Source organism: Streptomyces sp. GSL17-111 (assembly GCF_037911585.1).
GTDB lineage: Bacteria > Actinomycetota > Actinomycetes > Streptomycetales > Streptomycetaceae > Streptomyces.
This window is the reverse complement of the sequence record NZ_JBAJNS010000001.1, coordinates 927,903-945,160: the sequence shown is the minus strand read 5'-3', so window position 1 is coordinate 945,160 and position 17,258 is coordinate 927,903. Positions and strand designations below refer to the sequence as shown.

Here is a 17,258-nt window from a genome sequence, read left to right as displayed (position 1 = left end):
CGTCGGTAAAACTCGACTACGCTGCCCATTCGGCGTGGGTCTCTGCCATGCACTGGGCGCACCGACGCGACTCCATCGGTATGAGGCTCCGTACCGGTGGAAGCGTCGCGTTCTACGGGGAGGCACGACGTGCCAGAGTTCCGGTGCCGAACCGACCTCGATCTGTGACGCTCATTTGACGCTTCGTGTGCCCGACGGCCTTTGACTAAGTTGAGTAATCCGCTCTGCTGGCTTCTTGACGCCTGCGTCCAGGTGGAACACATTTTTATGCCCACTTCACGGAGCGCGCCGTGCCCGCTCTGGGGTCGGCTCGGATCGGGTGGGTGACGTGCTCGTGAACGGTGCATCGGCGACGGAGACGCCCGGCCGGCCAACCTGTACGGTGGGAAACAGTTGCTGCGTTGCAGTGACGGCGACAGGCAGGAGGCTGGGAGCCGCCGGGACTCCCGAAGCAATGGATTCTCCCTCTCCCCCCTCGCGTGACATCGTCCGGAATCTGGTCAGCGACCTGGACCGGACGCCCTACGCCGTGCTGAGACTCGGTCCGGACGGCGCCCCCGTCGGTCTCAACACCCGGGCAGCGCGCCTGCTCGCCGTGGACACCGGGCCGGTCACGGTGCCCGGGTGGCTCGCCGAGGCGCACCGTGGTCTGAGTTCCGCCGACGGGGAGGGTGACGGTTACGCGGGGCCGGTCGGCGACCGTCGGCTTGAAGCGCGCCCCATGCCGGAACGCGACGGCACCGTGGTGTGGTGGCTCCTGGACGTCACCGACCGGGTGCGGGCCGATCGCGAGCTTCAGCAGGAGCGGGAGCGCGCCACGGTGCTCGCGGAGGTCTCCACCGCCCTGCTGTCCGCTCTGAACGTGGACCGCTGTCTGGAGTTGATAGCACGCACCGCGGCCGACCATCTGGCCGAGGCCGTCGTGGTCATCGCCTCGGCCAAGGGCCGCCGGTACCCTCTCGCGCTGGCCCGGCGGGGCGGCCCGGTCACGTTCGACCAGCAGGCGCTCGACCCCGCTCGACTGCCCGGCCTGACGGAGGCCCTCGCGGGCTTCCCACCCGCCACCGCGCGCTGGATCGTCCCGGGCGATCTACCGGACTGGGCCCTGCCGGCCGGACCGCACACGCCCGTGCGGTCCGTCAGTGTCGTCCCACTGCCCGGACACGGCGAGTCCTCCGGGGCGCTGGTCCTGCTGCGTAGCGCCGCTCGGGCGGCGTTCGACCCCGCTGAGGAGGTCTTCGTCCGTTCCTTCGCCGTGCGGGCGGGGGCGGCACTGTCCTCCGCCCGCACCTTCGCCGAGCAGGCGGAGATCTCCTCCGTGCTCACGCGTGATCTGCTGCCACCGACCCTCGGTCCCCTCGACGGGGTCGAGTACGCCGGTGCCTACCGGGCGGCACAGGACGCCGATCAGGTCGGCGGTGACTTCTACGACGTCCACCCGCGCGCCGGCGACGGGGACGAGACACTCGTGGTCCTGGGCGACGTGGCCGGCAAGGGCTTGGAGGCCGCCGTGCTCACCGGACGCATTCGCAGCACGCTGCTGGCGCTGCTGCCCTTCACCGGGGACCACGGACGGGTTCTGGACCTGCTCAACCAGTCGGTGCTCCTCTCCCGGCACCACCGCTTCGCCACCCTGGTTCTCGCCTCCGTGCGCCGCGGCCCGGAGGGTGTGACCCTGCGGATGACCAGCGCCGGGCACCCGCCGCCGCTGGTCGTCAGGCTGAACGGCTCGGTGGAGGAGGTGCCGACCCAGGGGACGGCGGTCGGCGTGGTGGACGAGGTGTCCTCGCGCACGGTCGAGGCGGTGCTCGCACCCGGTGAAGCCTGCCTGCTGTACACGGACGGCGTCACCGAGGCACGCGGCGGCCCCTTCGGAGACGAGTTCTTCGGCGAGGCACGCCTGGCCAAGGTCCTCGTCGAGTGTGGAGGCATGCTGCCCCACGCCGTGGTGGAGCGCGTTCAGATGGTCGTCGGCGAGTGGGTCGGCGGAGGTCGGCACGACGACATCGCCATCGTCGCCGTCGGAGCGCCCCGCGCCCACGGCGAACCGACCGCACCGTCCGGGGACGGACCGTGAGCGGGTCGGCGCTCGACGGGCTGCGTGACGGCCTGTGGCACGCGGTGGCCGACGGTGACGGGGCCACGGCCCTGGAGTTGGTCCGGCAGGCCCGAGGGTCGGTCGCTGACGCCGAGACGCTGCTGCTGGCCGTCGTGGCCGACATCCAGGGGCGGATCGGCGAGGCCTGGGCCGAGGACCGGCTGTCCGTGGCGCGGGAGCACGCCGCGACCGCGATCAACGACCGGATCGTCACCCTGCTCAGCATGCCCGACGCGGGCGTGGCGCCTCCACCGCCACGCGGTCGGGTGGTGGTGGCCTGTGTGGAGGGCGAGTGGCACGCCCTGCCGGCCCGACTGGTCACCGGAGTGCTGCGGCTGCGCGGCTGGCGTGTGGACTTCCTCGGCGCCCAGACCTCCACCCGACACCTCATCAACCACCTGCACCGGACCACCGCCGACACCGTGCTGCTCTCCTCCTCGCTCCCCACGCGGTTGCCGGCGGCGCACGCCGCGATCAGCGCCTGCCATGCCGTCGGAACCCCCGTGCTGGCCGGTGGCGCCGCCTTCGGCCCGGACGGCCGCTATGCCGGGCGGCTCGGTGCGGACGCCTGGGCGCCCGGTGCCCGGGAAGCCGCCGACGTCCTCGCGGCCGGCGTGGAGACCCCCTCGTCCACCGCGACCCGGCACCCCGTGGACGATCTGCCGCACCTGGCCGACCAGGAGTACACCCTCGTCGTCCGGGCGCGGCCCCGGCTGATCAAACAGACCCTCGCCGACCTGTCCGACCGACTTCCCGCCGTACGTCGCTACGACGACGAGCAGCGTGAACGCACCGCCGAGACCCTGGCGCACATCGTCGACTTCCTGGCGACGGGCCTCTACGTCGACGACTCCGACGTCTTCACCCGCTTCCTGGCTTGGTCGGCGGATATCCTCACGGCCCGCCGCGTCCCCGCGCTCTCGCTTGTGCCGGTCCTGGACTCGCTCGGGGAGCAACTGCACGAGTTCCCACGAGCCCGACGTCTGTTGGGCGACGGAGCCGATGTGCTCAGCAACCACCCCGGTGCCTGACGGCTTCGCGGCCGTCGCCCACCCCCGGATGCCGGGGAGGAGTGGCCTCTCCCGCACGACGCGGCCATCCCCCCGACCGGCCGTGGACGCGGTCGGGGGTTGAGGAACATCCGTGTCAGATCGTGCGCTTAGCCGGCGTCGGCCCTGGTGGACCGCTGACGGAGGGGCGACGGCCGGGCCCGCCTACAGTCTTGTTGGCAAGGAAGGCTGTTGATGAGGGGTGCGTAGCCCTCGGCGGTGGCGTAGCGGGGTGCGACAATCCGTCCGTGTCCGAGGAGCTCGCGCGTTGGTACAGGGGTCGCCTGGTAGGCGGTGCTTTCAGGCCGTTCGACCCAGACGAGTGTGCCGAGCTGGAACGGGAGATCGGGCTGCCCCTGCCATCCGCGTACCGCTTGTTCCTGGAAGCCGCCGGCGGGGACAAGCTGGACTACTCGGTCCGCCTCCCCGGCTGTGAACCAGAGCCGATCCAGGGCTTCGACGACCTCTACCAGTTGGGCCGTGACGCCACGGGCGAGTACGGCTGGGGAACTCTCCTGGGCGAGTATCGGCGCAGTCGCGACGGGTGGCTCGCCGAGAACGTGCCCCTGGCCGGCCTGCTGCCCATCGCCCGCAACGGTGGAGGCGACACCCTCTTCCTGGACCTGAACCCGGCCACGCATGGTCAACTGCACGCGCTCGTCCATGCCATCGCCTGGCCGGGGTATCTGGGCAACCATGTCTTCACAAAGGTCGCCGACAACTTCGACGCCTATCTCGACAGCCTGTTCGTCGACACCGACATCGCAGAGGACGCCTGGGCCGATGTCGCCGGCGACGACCCCTCGAATCCTTGGCGGAGGACCGTCGAGGAGTGGCTGGACAAGGAACTGCCAGGGTGGCGTGCTGAAGCCTGGGCGGCGGCTCGCTGACCTTGGGGACTCCGGCCAATCCTGCACGTCGCCCCGACATTGGAGATCGTCCCAGACATGGCCTCCAACGCCGTCTCACCGGGTGACGGGAAGGCTGACAACGTGCGCCGGTACTTCAGCACTCCCCGGAGACGACTGCTGAGCTGACCAGTCCCCTCGCGCCGGGCGACGCCCGCCGCTGACCCCGTACGCGTTGTTGTACCGGGTCGCCCCGGTACAACCTGTTCATTGCCGCGGCCTGTCCGTCCTGCGGCCCCTGCACCTTTTCTTCCTTCTGGAGCCGCACACCATGAGCACGCTTCCGGCACAGCCATCGGTGCCGTCTTGGCCGCACTGCGCGCACGGCGCTGACCCGGCCACCGATCCCGTCGGCTGCCGCGGCGTCCACGTCCCCGGCCGCACGGTCTGCCTCGCCCATCTCCAGCTCCGCCTGCGTGCCCAGCATGTTCACCACGTTGGGACTGCGCATCGCGTAGGCACGCTCTTCCCCGGGAAGCCGGATGAGCAGCCCCAGGTTGACCATCTCATCGAGGTAGATGGTCAACTGGCGCTCGGAATGGAGCGGGAAGTCTTACCAGAGGACGCCGACAATGCGCAGTCGTGAGCACACAATCCGTGCGCCCCCTTGGAACGTGTCACGCCCCTGAGCGTTCCGGGCATCCTCAACTACGCTGACGGGCATCGCGCGACGCGCGTGCGGGTCCGCGTGGCCTGCCCGTGAGGGGGATTCTGGACCCGTCGCCGTACGGCTCTGCCGAAAGGGCGGGGGCGAGCGCGAATGCCGGGGAGACGTAGTGAACCCGAACGAAGGCGCCCAAGTCGACGAGCGGCCTCGTGTTCGGCGGCGGACGGCTGTGAGCCGGGCTCTGCCGGAGGCGCTGGTGGTGTTGCGGGGGGTGTGGGGGGTGGTGGCGGTCCTCGCGGCGGTGGTGGTCGGTGTGCTGGGGATGCGGTACGCCGGTACGGGGGAGGCCAGCGGGGTGGACGCGGCGGTCTGGGCGGCGGTGCACGAGCCGGGCCCCCCGTGGCGGGGTGTCGCGCTGGCCACGGACTTCCTGGGGGAGCCGGTGGGAGCGGCGGCGCTCGTCGTGGTCACCGTGGCGGGCTGCCTGCTGCTGCGGGCTCCGCGCGCGGCGGTGCTCGCGGTCGTCGGCGCCGGCCTGAGCGTCGGGGCGACGAAGCTGCTCAAGCCGGTGGTCGGGCGGACCATTCACGACGGGCACCTGGCCTTCCCGAGCGGGCACACCGCCTTCCTGACCGCCCTCGCCCTCGTGGTGGCGCTGCTCGCGACCGGCCGGCTCGGTCTGGGCCGGGCGGCCGGAACCGCGCTCGTGTTCGGGGCGGCGCTGGCCGCCGGGGCCGCCATGGGCTGGGCGCAGGTGGCGCTGGGGGCGCACTACCCGACGGACGCGCTCGGCGGCTGGTGCGTAGCGCTGGCGGTGGTCCCGGCGGCCGCGTGGCTGGTCGACCGGGTGGCCGACGCCCCGCGCAGGGCGTCTCGGTGACGGGCGGTCAGGCGCGGCGGCGGAACACCGGCCGCACCGGGCGTCCGCCCAGCCAGGGGGTGGGGTCCCCACCGTCGAGGGCCTTGCGGTACACCGCGCACGCCTGGGCCACCACGTCGACGGTGTGCTCGATGTCGGCGTCGGTGAGGGCGCTGCTCACGACGAACGACGGGGCCAGCACCCCGCCCGCGAGGAGCCGCCGCAGGAACAGGGTGCGGTACTCCTGGGACGGCCGCCCGTGCTCGTCGAGGGTGGCGAAGACCAGGTTGCTGGCCCGGCCCCGGACGAGGAGGTGGTCGCCGACGCCCATGGCCGCCGCCGCGTCGCGGACCCCGGCGGCGAGCCGGTCGCCGAGGGCGTGCAGCCGCGCGGTGACGCCCTCGTCGACGTAGGTGGTCAGCACGGCCATCGCGGCCGCCAGGGCGTGCGTCTCGGCGCCGTGGGTGGTGGACAGCAGGAACACCCGGTCGCCGGAGTGGCGCAGTCCGCCGAGCTCCATCAGCGCGCGGCGTCCGGCGAGTGCGGAGACGGCGAACCCGTTGCCGAGCGCCTTGCCGAACGTGGAGAGGTCGGGGACGACCCCGTACAGGCCCTGGGCACCGGCCTCCGACCAGCGCAGGCCGGTGATCATCTCGTCGAAGACCAGCACGCAGCCGTGCCGGTCGGCCAGCGCGCGCAGTCCGGCGAGGTATCCGGGCGGGGGCTCGGTGTGGGTGGCGGGCTCCAGGATCAGGCAGGCCACCTCGCCCCGGTGCCGGGTGAGCAGCTCCTCCGTCGCGCTCAGGTCCCCGTAGGGGAAGGTCACGGTGAGCTCGTCGGTCGCCGCCGGAACGCCGGCGGACATCGGCGTGGTGCCGATGAACCAGTCGTCGACGGAGAAGAACGGATGGTCGGCGCAGAGGGCCACCCGGGGACGTCCGGTGGCGGCGCGGGCGAGCCGTACGGCGGCGGTGGTGGCGTCGGAGCCGTTCTTGGCGAACTTCACCATCTCGGCCGTGGGCACCGTGGCCAGGAAGCGTTCGGCGGCCTCGAGTTCCACGATGGACGGCCGGACGAAGTTGCTGCCGCGGTCGAGTTCGCGCCGTACCGCCTCGATCACCCGGGGGTGGGCGTGGCCGAGGCTGACGGAGCGCAGCCCGGCGCCGTACTCGACGTAGCGGTTGCCGTCGACGTCCCACACGTGGGCCCCGTCGCCGTGGCTGATGACGGGGGCCAGGTGTTCGGGGTACTGGTCGTCGCCCTTGGCGTAGGTGTGCGCGCCTCCGGGGATCAGGGCGTGCAGCCGCTCGTTCGCGGTCCGCGACCGGGGGAGGGACGGCTCCTCGGCGGGCACGCCGGGCACGGTGGACACGGTGGGTTCGGTGGCGTCGTTGTGCATGGCGGCCTCTCAACTCCCCTGCGGTCGCAGGGCCTCGGCGAGCGGTGGCGCCTCGCGGTCCCGGCGGGACATGGCGGTGACGGGGAGCGGCCAGGGGATGGCGAGCTCCGGGTCGTCGAAGGCGATCGTCACGTCCTCGGCCGGGTCGTGCGGGCGGTCGATGCGGTAGGAGACGTCGGCCGTCCCGGTGAGGGCCTGGAAGCCGTGCGCGCATCCGGCCGGGACGTACAGGGTCGCCTGCGTCTGGTCGGACAGCTCGAAGAAGGCCCGGTTGCGGTAGGTCGGCGAGTTCGGTCGCAGGTCCACGACGACGTCGAAGACCCTCCCGTACGAGCACCGCACCAGCTTCGCCTCGCCCGCGCCGGAGCGCAGGTGGAGGCCGCGCAGCACGCCGCGGACCGAGCGGGACAGGCTGTCCTGGACGAAGGCGTCCGGGTCGAGGCCCACGGAGCGGACCACGTCGGCGTCGAAGGTGCGGCAGAAGAAGCCGCGTTCGTCGGCGTGCGGGGTCGGCTCGAACAGGTGGGCCCCGGCGATGGCCGGGACCTCGGTCGCTGTCATTCCGGGCGCGTTCATCGGGTCTCCCGCAGGGCTCGGGCGTGGTCGGTCGTCGGAAAGAGGGTGGTGCCGAGGACGGTGAACTGGTGCTCCAGCTGTCGGACGGCGGTTCGGTTGCGCTCGGTGAGGGTCCGCCGCACATCCGCCGATGCCGCCTCCAGCGCCCGGAACTGCCCGAGCAGCCGGTCGGCGTCGACCGCGCGGGCCGGGTGGCAGTACGCGTCCAGGCCCATCCGGGCCATGAGCGCGTCACTCTTGGCCGCGTAGCTGAGGGCGAGCGTGGGGGTGCCGACCTTCAGTGCGCAGACCAGGTTGTGGTAGCGGGTCGCCACGACGACATCGGCGGCTGCGGTCTCCCGCATCAGGTCGGCCAGCGAGTCCGCTTCGGCCGCCGTCACCAGGGGGGAGTCCACCGCGCCGAGGATCGCCGCGACCACGGCCGCGTCGGCTCCGTCCCCGGTGAGCAGCCGGACCGGCCTGCCCTCCGCGACCAGGGCGCGCACGAAGCGGGTGGCCCCGTCCACGTAGCGGCGGTGGATCTCCTCGGCCCGGTCGCGCTCGTCGTCGCTGCCGTGGAAGTCCATGACGCCCAGGCAGACCGTGCCCGGCCGCCTCGGGGACGCGCCCGGGGGCGGCGTCGGCAGGGCGAAGGCGAGGTCCGGGTAGACCTCGTCGCGCGCGGTGTCCACGCCCATCGCCCGCAGGGCGTGGCGGGACTGCGGGTCCCGGTAGGACCGGTAGGCGGCCAGCCGGGCCGACCAGCGGATCAGGGTGCGGGTCGCCGGGCTGCCGATCGGTCCCGCTCCGACGCTCACCAGGGCGACGCGGGTACCGAACAACCGGCCGCTCGCGCAGAGCAGGAACAGCGCGTACGGGAAGCCCCACGGCCGCAGCGGCAGCGTGGCCTCCAGGACGCCCATCCCCGGCACGATCACCACGTCGTGCCGACGGACCCACGCGGCGGTGCGGACGGCGTCGACGAGTTTGCCCAGACCCTTCGCCGCGATCGCCGTGGCACGTGACGCGGTCCGGTACTCGCCGCGGTACCAGTGCAGCCGGGTCGCGCGGATCCCGTACCGGGCCGCGACGGTCTCGGGCCCGCCGCACAGGGCGTCCACGACCGCCTCCGGGTGCCGTTCCCCGAGGTGGCCGAGGACGGCCTCCAGCGACCCGTCGTTGCCGAGGTTGCCGGAGCCGAGCAGCCCGAACACCCCGACGCGTACCGGGGACGTGCGGGCGCGCGTCATGAGCGTCCCTCCCGGCCCGCCACGAGGGCGTCGACGGAGACGTCGAGCCGCTCCGGGTCGACCGGGGCGCGGTCCTCGACCCGTTCACCGGCGCCCGGCCGGGCCCGGCTGGTCAGCCAGGCGGCCAGGTGGCGGTAGCAGGCGCGCCGGTCCGCCGGGGACAGCGGCGCCCGCCGCACCGCCGCGACGAAGCCCCAGACGTACTCGGCGAGCAGCCGGGGCGTCGGGTGCAGCGGGCCCGCCCGGCGCGGGTCGAGGTTGACGCACCGGGCGCGCTTGCCCGGGTTGGCCCGCTCGGCGCGGGTGGGGTGGTCGCGGCGGAAGTACAGCAGCTCCGGCACCTGGTGGAAGGGCCCGTGCAGCGTGAGCTCGGCGACGAACGTGCGGTCCGCGTGGTGGTAGCTGTCGTGCGGCTTCACCCGGCGCAGGACGTCGGCCCGCATCACTCCGTAGAAGTCGTCGCCGCCGGGCTCGAACAGCAGGCTGCGGAAGCGCTCCGGCGCGTGCGGGGAGTCGGTGGCGAGGCCGTAGGCGTAGGGGACCTTCACCCGGCCGTCGCCGTCGATGACGGCCTGTCCGCTGTGCGCGAGGATCATCTCCGGCCGCTCGTCCAGCGCCTGGACGCACCGCTCCAGCAGGGTCCTGGCGTACAGGTCGTCGTGCGAGGCCCACTTGAACAGCTCGCCCCGGCACCGGGTGAAGACGTGGGTGTGGTTCGGCGCGGCACCGATGTTCCGGGGCAGCCGCAGGTAGCGCACGCGCGGGTCCCGTGCGGCGTACCGGCGGCAGATGTCCGCGGTCCCGTCGGTCGAGGCGTTGTCGGAGATGACGAGCTCGAAGTCCTCGTAGGTCTGGCCGAGCAGCGCGTCGAGCGATTCGGCGAGGTACTCCTCGCCGTTGTAGACGGGCAGGCCGATGCTCAGCCGGGGCTGGGCGGTCATGGTGTCCTCACTTCGCGAAGGTGGTTCGGGTGGTGCTCGCGCAGGGCGGACCGCAGGTGCAGCCACCACACGGCCGAGCCGCAGACGGTCGCGGCGGCGACGCCCCAGGCGGAGCCGACCGTGCCGGCCACGGCCGCTCCGCCGAGGCCGCCGCCGACGTAGCAGGCGGAGGCGAACAGTTGGCAGCGCAGGCTGCGCCGGGCCGCGCCGAGCGCGCGCAGCCCGGCCGCCGCGCCGGTTCCGAGCCCGGCGCCCGCGACGCCGAGCGTGGCCGGGACGATGAGCTCCGACGCGGCGTGCCAGACGCCGCCGAGCACGAGCTCGCCGAACCGGTCCGGCACCAGCAGCAGCGCCGCGCCCCACAGCAGTGCGGCGGCGGCCTGGGCGCCGCCCAGCGCCAGGCAGAAGGGGCCCAGCCGGTGCGGGGCCCGCCGCAGCACCCGGGCCGCCTCCGCGACGGTGACCAGGGAGAGCCCCATCAGCACGGCCAGGAAGGGGCCGAGGAGCAGCTCGGCGCCCCGGATCACCCCCACCGCGTCCACCCCGACGATCGCCCCGAGGCCGTAGGCCCGCAGCTGACTCGCGCCGCTGACGCTGGTGTTCTCGACGAGGTACCGGTAGCCGAGGTCGCGGTGTTCGGTGACCCAGGCGCGCACGGTGGTCAGGGCGGGCCGGAGCCCGGTCTGGAAGCAGCCGTAGACGGCGGCTACCGCGGCCGAGGCACCCCAGGCGAGGACGAAGGCGGCGACGGTCCCCACGCGGGCGGCGACGACCATGGCCGGGATCAGCACGACGCCCCACACGACGTCGTTGACGAACGCCTTCCGCCCGGTGCCGGCCGCGAAGAACGCGTACCGCCAGGCGTCCTGGAGCAACAGCCCCGGCAGCATGACGCCGAGGCAGGCGAACGCCGACCCCAGGGTGCCGCCCAGGCCCAGCCCGGCCACCAGGCACAGCGCGCCGATGACCGCCCCCACGCCGAGCGCGGTCCCCGAGGACCGGGCCACCGCCCCGCGCCAGGACGCCGTGGGCACGCCGCTGAAGCGCACCACGAGCGGGTCGGTGGCCAGGCCGCGCGAGACGCTGAGGACGACCCCGTACGTCACCCAGGCCAGGCTGAACACGCCGAAGGCGGCCAGCCCGAGCGAGCGGGCCACGAAGATCCCCACCGCGAAGTTGGTCATGCTGGAGGCCGCCTGGTCGGCCAGGCCCCAGGACAGCCGCCCGACGAGGGCCCGTCGGGCGGTCCGCCGGGCGCGTCCGGCCGGGCCCGCCGTCGCCGGCTCCGTCCCCTTCCCGGTGGTCATCGGCGTCACTCCTTGATCAGTCCGGCGCCGCACAGGGCGTCGGCCGCGGCGGCGACGGTGTCGAACGGCAGCCCGGAGCGTTCGGCGATGTCCAGCAGCCCGTGCTCGCCGTCCGAGAGGTTGAGCACCCACAGCAGGGCCAGCTGCGCCTGCTTGGCGTCGCTGCGGCCGCCCAGGGCGTCGTACAACCCCCGGCGGCCCAGCTGCGGTTCGCCGTAGGGGCTGAGGTTGACGTAGCGCCGGTCGCGGTCCAGCACGGAGAACGCCTCTCGGCAGACCGCGAGCGTGTCCGCCATCGCCTCGGGGGTGACGAAGTCCAGGTCGTCCGCCGAGGTGTGGTACTCGGGGTACCCCGCGTACGGGGTCCGGCTGAGCGAGCCGACGCCGAGGTCGAAGCCGGGCGAGCAGAACTGCCGCTCGTCGTAGCCGTAGGGAGTGAACTCGGCGATGTGGTGCGGACGCTCGGAGGCGCCCAGCACGTGCCGCATGACCCGGTCGATCCCGGCGTCGCCGCGCCGGCTCCGCTTGTACGTCAGCCGCCCCCGGTCGCCCGCACAGGCCAGCACCAGCCCGTGCCGGACGTCTCCCCGGTGCACCCGCTCCGCGTTGCGGGCCAGCCAGGTGATCGCCCCGATGGTGCCGGGCGCGAACAGGAACCGGTAGGTGTAGTAGGGCGTTTGACGCGCCAGTTCCCGGGCGAGGAACGTCGCCACCGCGATGCCGGCCAGGTTGTCGTTGGCCAGCGACGGGTGGCAGACGTGGGCGGAGACGATCACCTCGTCGGCGACCTGCCCGGGCACGACGTGCTCGGCGTAGGTGAGGTGGCCGTCGGCGAGGGTGGAGTCGATCCGCACCTCGTAGGGGCCCTCCGGCAGCGCGTCCAGCGTCTCCTGGGCCAGGCAGAAGCCCCAGTCGGGGCGGTAGTAGCTGGTGCGGTAGGGCACCCAGGACGGGTGCTCCGGCAGGGTGTGCAGGTGAGGGCGCAGCTCGGACAGCGGCATCGTCGCCGAGACGGGCACGCTGTAGCCGAGGACGTGCAGGCTGGACGCGGCGAAGTCGACGACGCGCCGCCCGCCCGCGTCCGCGATGTACGCGTCCCGGATGTTCCACTCCTGCGGCACCGTCCAGTCGAGCACCCGCGTGCCGGTGGGCACCTCCTGCACCTCCAGCGGCAGGTACGCGCCGACGATGTCCAGGGTGGCGCGCACCCCGTCGCCGGTGATGCTCCGGCACAGCGGGTACAACCGCTCCACCAGCGCGTACATCTCCTCGCCCGGGCTCACCGGCGCCACCGCAGCGTGTCGTCGACGGAGCCGGCCTCGGACGCCGCGCGCAGCACGGCGAGCCGGGTGAAGCGCCGCTCGAAGCCCTCCCGGGTCAGCCCGTGCTCCCGGTAGGCGTCGGCGAGTTCGAGTGCGCCGCGCTTCACCGTCCAGGCGCAGTCGAAGCCGGGCAGCGCGGCGCGGAACCGGGAGAAGTCCACCCGGTAGGAGCGCGGATCGGCGCCCGTCTCCCCGGTGATCACCACCCGCGAGCCGGGCACCGCCTCGGCGACCTGTTCGGCGATCTCGGCGACCGTCACGTTGTTCGTCTCGCTGCCGATGTTGAACGCCCGGTCGTGCACCGCCTCGCGCGGCGCGACCAGCGCGGCGGCGAAGGCCCGCGCGATGTCCGCCGCGTGCACCAGCGGACGCCAGGGGGTGCCGTCGGAGAGCACCCGCACCTCGCCGGAGAGCAGGGCGTGGCCCACCAGGTTGTTCAGGACGATGTCGGCGCGCAGCCGGGGGGAGTGGCCGAAGGCGGTGGCGTTGCGCAGGTACACCGGGCTGAAGTCGCCGTCGGCGAGCGCGTGGAGGTCGTCCTCCACCCGCACCTTGGACTCCGCGTACGGCGTCACGGGGCGCAGCGGGGCGTCCTCGGTCACCAGGTCGTCCCCGCCGGTGGCGCCGTAGACGGAGCAGGTCGAGGCGTACAGGAAGCGCCGCACCCCGGCCTCGCGGGCCAGCCGGGCCAGCCGGACGGACGCGTGGTGGTTGATGGCGTAGGTCAGCTCGGGCGCCAGCGCGCCCAGCGGGTCGTTGGACAGGGCGGCCAGGTGGATCACCGCGTCCACCCCGGCGAGGTGCTCGGCCGTGACGTCGCGCAGGTCCACCCGGGAACCCGGCGGGTCGGCGGGCGGCGGGCCCAGCACGCAGTCGGCGAACAGGCCGGCGTCCAGCCCGACGACCTCGTGCCCGGCGTCCGCGAGGACGGGCGCCATCACGGTGCCCAGGTAGCCCTGGTGCCCGGTCAGCAGTACACGCACGGTCATTCCCCCAGATCGAGAGTGAGTTTGGTGACGGCGAACGCCTCGGCGTAGCGCGCGTGGCATTCGATGCCGCGGATCCGGGCCAGCCCGAGGAAGGCCTCCCGGTCGAACCAGGGCCGGTGCCCCTGGGAGGGGTAGTGCTCCTGGAGGAGGCGCACCTTCCGGTCGGCGACCTCCGGTGCCAGCGGCTGGTAGGCCACCGGACGCCCCAGATCGCCGTCCCACTTGACGATCTCGTAGCCCAGGACGAGGTGGTCGCGGAACACGGTGGGCATCAGCCGGGCCAGGCCCCGGTGGTCCTGGTGCGCGTCCTCGGTGCGCGGGGCCAGCACGAGGTCCGGCCGCGTCCGCGCGCCCAGTTCCTCGACGGCGGCCTTGGCCTCGTCCCAGTACGCGGGCAGCCGGCCGTCCGGCAGTTTGAGCACGGTCAGCCGCAGGTCGGCGTCCGGGCAGAAGGCTTCGAGCGCGGCCCGCTCCTCCCGCTCGCGCTCGCCGCCCCCGCCGGAGAGCACCAGGGCGTCGACGCGCAGACCCGGCCGTGCGCGGCACAGCGTCAGCAGGGTGCCGCCCGCGCCGATGGCGATGTCGTCACAGTGCGCGCCGACCGCGACGACGCGCTCCACACGCCCGGCCCCGAGCCGGATCACCGCCGCGCTCCCGGGCCGGGCCCGCCGCCGGACGCGACCGCGCGGTCCCGTTCCCACAGGGCCCACGGGCGGTGGCCCCGGGCGTAGGCGTCGTCGAGCGCGGCCCGCTCCTTCACCGTGTCCGTCGGCTTCCAGAAGCCCCGGTGCTGGTACGCCACCAGCCGTCCGCGCTTGGCCAGCTGGGCGCAGCCGTCGGCCACCAGGTCACCGTTCTCGGGGATGTGGTCGAAGACCTCCTGGCGCAGCACGAAGTAGCCGCCGTTCTCCCACAGCGGCAGTTCGCTCACCGGGGTGATGCCCCCCACCAGGCCGTCGTCGCCCAGGTCCACGCAGTGGAAGGAGGACTGCGGCGGCACGACCATCATCGAGGCGCCGGCGTCGCGCCGGGCGAACCGGTCGATCATCTCCGGCAGCGGGGCGTCGGTGAGCACGTCCGCGTAGTTGGCGAGGAACATCTCGTCCCCGCCCAGGTGGTGCCGCACGCGGCGCAGCCGCTCCCCGATCGGCGACTCGATGCCGGTCTGCACGAAGGTGATCGTCCAGGAGGAGATGTCGGCGGACAGCAGCTCGGGCCGTCCGTCGCGCAGGACGAAGTCGTTGGACGTCGTCTCCTCGTAGTGGAGGAAGAAGTCCTTGATGTGGTGGGCCCCGTAGCCCAGGCAGAGGATGAACTCCGTGTGGCCGAAGTGCGCGTAGTAGCGCATGACGTGCCAGATCAGCGGCCGTGGGCCGACCATCGCCATCGGTTTGGGGACGTCGTCGGCGGCTCCGTTGCGCATCCGCATCCCGTAGCCGCCGCAGAACAGTACGACCTTCATGGCTTGACCTCGACAATGCTCAGTTCCGGAATGGGAAAGACCAGCCGACCGCCCCAGGCGTGCACGAAGGACAGCTGCTCGGTCAGCTCGGCGCGCAGGTTCCACGGGAGGACGAGGACGTAGTCCGGCCGGTCCTCGGCGATCCGCTCGGGCGGCAGGACGGGGATGCGGGTGCCCGGGGTGAACCTGCCGTGCTTGTAGGGGTTGCGGTCGACCGTGTACGGCAGCAGGTCGGGTCGCACACCGCAGTGGTTGAGCAGGGTGTTGCCCTTGCCCGGGGCGCCGTAGCCGACGACCGTCTCGCCACGTTCGGCCGCCTCGACGAGGAACCGCAGCAGGTCCCGGCGCACCTTCGCGACCCGGGCGGAGAACTGGGTGTACCCGGACAGCTCCCGCAGCCCGGCGGCCTTCTCCCGGTCCAGGACGTCGGCCACCCGGCGGCTCGGCTCTCCGGCCACCTCGGCGGGCCGGGCCCACAGCCGGATCGAGCCGCCGTGCGTGGGCAGCAGCTCGACGTCCACGAGCGTGAGGCCGCCGCTGGCCAGTGCCCGGGCCGCCGAGGCGACGGTGTAGTACTGGAAGTGCTCGTGGTAGATCGTGTCGTACTGGTTCTCCTCGATCAGCGTCAGCAGGTGCTGCACCTCGACGGAGACCCAGCCGTCGTCGGCGACCAGGGCCCGCAGGCCCCGGGTGAACCCGACGACGTCGGGGATGTGCGCGTACACGTTGTTGGCCACGACGAGGTCCGCCGGGCCGTGCTCGGCGCGGACCCGGGCCCCGGTGTCGGGGTCCAGGAACTCCGTGACCGTGGGCACGCCCGCCTCCCGGGCGGCGGCGCCGACGTTCACCGACGGCTCGATGCCCAGGCAGCGGATTCCCCGGTCCTGCACGTGCCGCAGCAGATACCCGTCGTTGCTCGCCACCTCGACGACGAAGGCCTCACGTTCCTCGGGGCCGAGACCGAGGAGCCCGACGGCTTCGTCGACGAACGTGCGCGCGTGCTCCACCCAGAAGGTCGAGTAGGAGGAGAAGTACGCGTACTGCGTGAAGGTCTCCTCCGGCGTGATCAGCGGAGGGATCTGCGCCAGCCAGCAGTCGGTGCAGACCCGCAGGTGCAGCGGGTACGTCGGCTCCGGCCGGTCCAGTTGGTCCGCCGCGAGAAAGCTCTCACACGGCGGGGTCGCCCCCAGGTCGACGACGCTCTCCAGCGCCGCCGAGCCGCAGAGTCGGCATCGTGTCATCTCACGTCCCCATCCCGCTCGGGCGAGGAGCCCCGCCGCGAGCCAGTGCTGTCGTCCCCGACCGGCGGCGGGACGTCCCCGTCGCCGGACCGCACCGCGATGGCGGTGCGGTATCCGTCCACCAGGCGCTCCAGCCCGACGGCCGGGCTGAAGTCCCGCTCGTAGCGGCGCCGTGCCGCCCGGCCCATCGCGCGGTTGCGGGCCGCCTCGGCCGTGATCCGGCGCAGGCAGGACGCGAGTGCGCCCGGCTCGCCCGGCCGGTGCAGCAGCCCCGTCACCCCGTCCTCGACGAGTTCGACGAAGGCGCCGTGCGCGGCGGCGACGGCCGGCACCCCGGCCGCCATGGCCTCCACGACGACCAGGCCGAACGTCTCCAGCCACGTGGAGGGGGCCACCACCGCGACCGATCGCGCGACGGCCCGCCGGCACTCCGCCGTGTCGTACAGGCCGACGTAGCGCACGTCGTCCCGGTCCGCCGCCCAGGCGGCCACCTCGCGCTCCAACGGCCCCGCCCCGGCGATGACGAGCGGCACCCCCACGCCGCCGTCGGCGGCGAGCGCGTCCCAGGCGGCCATGAGCACCCGCAGGCCCTTGGCCTCGGCGAGCCGGCCGAGGAAGAGCAGGTGCTCCCCGCCGCCCGTGCGGCGGGCGCCCGGATCGGGCACGAAGTTGTGCTTGACCGCCAGCCGCTCGGGCGGCATCCCGGCGCCCACCAGGACGTCGCGCTGCGCCGCCGAGATGCAGAAGAACCGCGCCACGCCGGACCACCACCGGCGCCGGTTGACCGACAGGCTCACCGCGAGCGGCACCGTCGCCAGCCGGGAGCCCCGGTAGCAGCCGTGCCGGACGGCGGGCAGCGGTGCGGCGCCGACGCACTCGGTGCACGGGCGGCCGTCCCGCTGCAGCGTGCCGGGCGCGCAGAACTGGTTGTAGTTGTGCAGGGTGGCGACGGCGGGCACGCCGGCGTCGGCGCAGGCGGCCAGCACCGACGGCGACAGGAGCGGGAAGACGTTGTGGACGTGCACGACGTCCGGCCGCTCCGCCCGCAGCCGGGCGGCGAGCTCCGATCGGACCGCCGGGTTCCACGGCACCAGCAGCGGCAGCGCCGCCTTGCCCGCCAGGGACCGGGCGGCGATGTCGTCGCTGCGCCGCTCGAACACATCGACCCGGTGGCCGGCCCCGCGCAGCAGGGCCACCTCCTGGTCGACGACCTTGTTCTCGCCGCTGGGCTGCGCCGAGGCGTAGCGATTGTGCACCACGAGGACGTGCAT

16 protein-coding genes are annotated in these 17,258 nt (G+C 73.4%); 4 read left to right on the top strand and 12 right to left on the bottom strand.

The window, feature by feature from the left end:
* Window positions 1-454: 454 nt before the first annotated feature.
* The 3 genes from V6D49_RS03915 (at window position 455) to V6D49_RS03905 (ending at window position 4,037) form a co-directional block, all read left to right on the top strand.
* On the top strand, window positions 455-2,077 hold the full coding sequence (locus V6D49_RS03915; protein WP_340557140.1) for a PP2C family protein-serine/threonine phosphatase: 1,623 nt from the start codon (window positions 455-457) through the stop codon (window positions 2,075-2,077).
* Window positions 2,074-3,129, top strand: coding sequence for a cobalamin B12-binding domain-containing protein (locus V6D49_RS03910; RefSeq protein ID WP_340557138.1), 1,056 nt, complete (start codon window positions 2,074-2,076; stop codon window positions 3,127-3,129). Before V6D49_RS03915 ends, V6D49_RS03910 begins: the two co-directional genes overlap by 4 nt.
* Window positions 3,130-3,395: 266 nt before the next feature.
* Window positions 3,396-4,037 (top strand): SMI1/KNR4 family protein, encoded by a 642-nt coding sequence (locus tag V6D49_RS03905; RefSeq protein ID WP_340557136.1) that lies wholly within the window; start codon window positions 3,396-3,398, stop codon window positions 4,035-4,037.
* 115 nt (window positions 4,038-4,152) lie between these two features.
* On the opposite strand, the gene V6D49_RS03900 is transcribed toward V6D49_RS03905, so the two are convergent.
* Window positions 4,153-4,581 (bottom strand): hypothetical protein, encoded by a 429-nt coding sequence (locus V6D49_RS03900; protein ID WP_340557134.1) that lies wholly within the window; start codon window positions 4,579-4,581, stop codon window positions 4,153-4,155.
* Between the two features lie 310 nt (window positions 4,582-4,891).
* Here V6D49_RS03900 and V6D49_RS03895 point away from each other — a divergent pair, with 310 nt between their 5' ends.
* Window positions 4,892-5,542 (top strand): phosphatase PAP2 family protein, encoded by a 651-nt coding sequence (locus V6D49_RS03895; RefSeq protein WP_340557132.1) that lies wholly within the window; start codon window positions 4,892-4,894, stop codon window positions 5,540-5,542.
* Window positions 5,543-5,549: 7 nt separating this feature from the next.
* On the opposite strand, the gene V6D49_RS03890 is transcribed toward V6D49_RS03895, so the two are convergent.
* Genes V6D49_RS03890 through V6D49_RS03840 form a run of 11 tightly spaced genes read right to left on the bottom strand, consistent with a single transcriptional unit; the run spans window position 5,550 to window position 17,258 of the window.
* The gene (locus V6D49_RS03890; protein ID WP_445330460.1) at window positions 5,550-6,920 is read right to left on the bottom strand and encodes a glutamate-1-semialdehyde 2,1-aminomutase; all 1,371 of its coding nucleotides are present in this window, start codon (window positions 6,918-6,920) and stop codon (window positions 5,550-5,552) included.
* A 9-nt stretch (window positions 6,921-6,929) separates the two neighbouring features.
* On the bottom strand, window positions 6,930-7,481 hold the full coding sequence (rfbC, locus tag V6D49_RS03885) for a dTDP-4-dehydrorhamnose 3,5-epimerase (RefSeq protein ID WP_340557130.1): 552 nt from the start codon (window positions 7,479-7,481) through the stop codon (window positions 6,930-6,932).
* A gap of 11 nt (window positions 7,482-7,492) precedes the next feature.
* The gene (locus V6D49_RS03880; protein ID WP_340557128.1) at window positions 7,493-8,725 is read right to left on the bottom strand and encodes a polysaccharide pyruvyl transferase family protein; all 1,233 of its coding nucleotides are present in this window, start codon (window positions 8,723-8,725) and stop codon (window positions 7,493-7,495) included.
* Window positions 8,722-9,666 carry a glycosyltransferase family 2 protein gene (locus V6D49_RS03875; protein ID WP_340557126.1) on the bottom strand — a complete coding sequence of 315 codons (945 nt, stop codon included), beginning with the start codon at window positions 9,664-9,666 and terminating at the stop codon, window positions 8,722-8,724. Before V6D49_RS03875 ends, V6D49_RS03880 begins: the two co-directional genes overlap by 4 nt.
* Window positions 9,663-10,973, bottom strand: a complete 1,311-nt coding sequence (locus tag V6D49_RS03870) for a hypothetical protein (RefSeq protein ID WP_340557125.1) — start codon at window positions 10,971-10,973, stop codon at window positions 9,663-9,665. Before V6D49_RS03870 ends, V6D49_RS03875 begins: the two co-directional genes overlap by 4 nt.
* Window positions 10,974-10,978: 5 nt before the next feature.
* The gene (locus V6D49_RS03865) at window positions 10,979-12,265 is read right to left on the bottom strand and encodes a DUF4910 domain-containing protein (protein WP_340557123.1); all 1,287 of its coding nucleotides are present in this window, start codon (window positions 12,263-12,265) and stop codon (window positions 10,979-10,981) included.
* Window positions 12,253-13,278: an NAD-dependent epimerase/dehydratase family protein gene (locus V6D49_RS03860; protein WP_340563661.1), complete on the bottom strand. Its 1,026-nt coding sequence runs from the start codon at window positions 13,276-13,278 to the stop codon at window positions 12,253-12,255. Before V6D49_RS03860 ends, V6D49_RS03865 begins: the two co-directional genes overlap by 13 nt.
* Window positions 13,279-13,280: 2 nt before the next feature.
* Window positions 13,281-13,928 (bottom strand): PIG-L deacetylase family protein, encoded by a 648-nt coding sequence (locus tag V6D49_RS03855; RefSeq protein ID WP_340557121.1) that lies wholly within the window; start codon window positions 13,926-13,928, stop codon window positions 13,281-13,283.
* Window positions 13,925-14,746 (bottom strand): glucose-1-phosphate cytidylyltransferase, encoded by an 822-nt coding sequence (locus V6D49_RS03850; protein WP_340557120.1) that lies wholly within the window; start codon window positions 14,744-14,746, stop codon window positions 13,925-13,927. The genes V6D49_RS03855 and V6D49_RS03850 overlap by 4 nt, the downstream gene beginning before the upstream one ends.
* Window positions 14,743-15,987, bottom strand: coding sequence for a class I SAM-dependent methyltransferase (locus V6D49_RS03845; protein WP_340557119.1), 1,245 nt, complete (start codon window positions 15,985-15,987; stop codon window positions 14,743-14,745). The genes V6D49_RS03850 and V6D49_RS03845 overlap by 4 nt, the downstream gene beginning before the upstream one ends.
* Window positions 15,984-17,258, bottom strand: a complete 1,275-nt coding sequence (locus V6D49_RS03840) for a glycosyltransferase (RefSeq protein WP_340557118.1) — start codon at window positions 17,256-17,258, stop codon at window positions 15,984-15,986. Before V6D49_RS03840 ends, V6D49_RS03845 begins: the two co-directional genes overlap by 4 nt.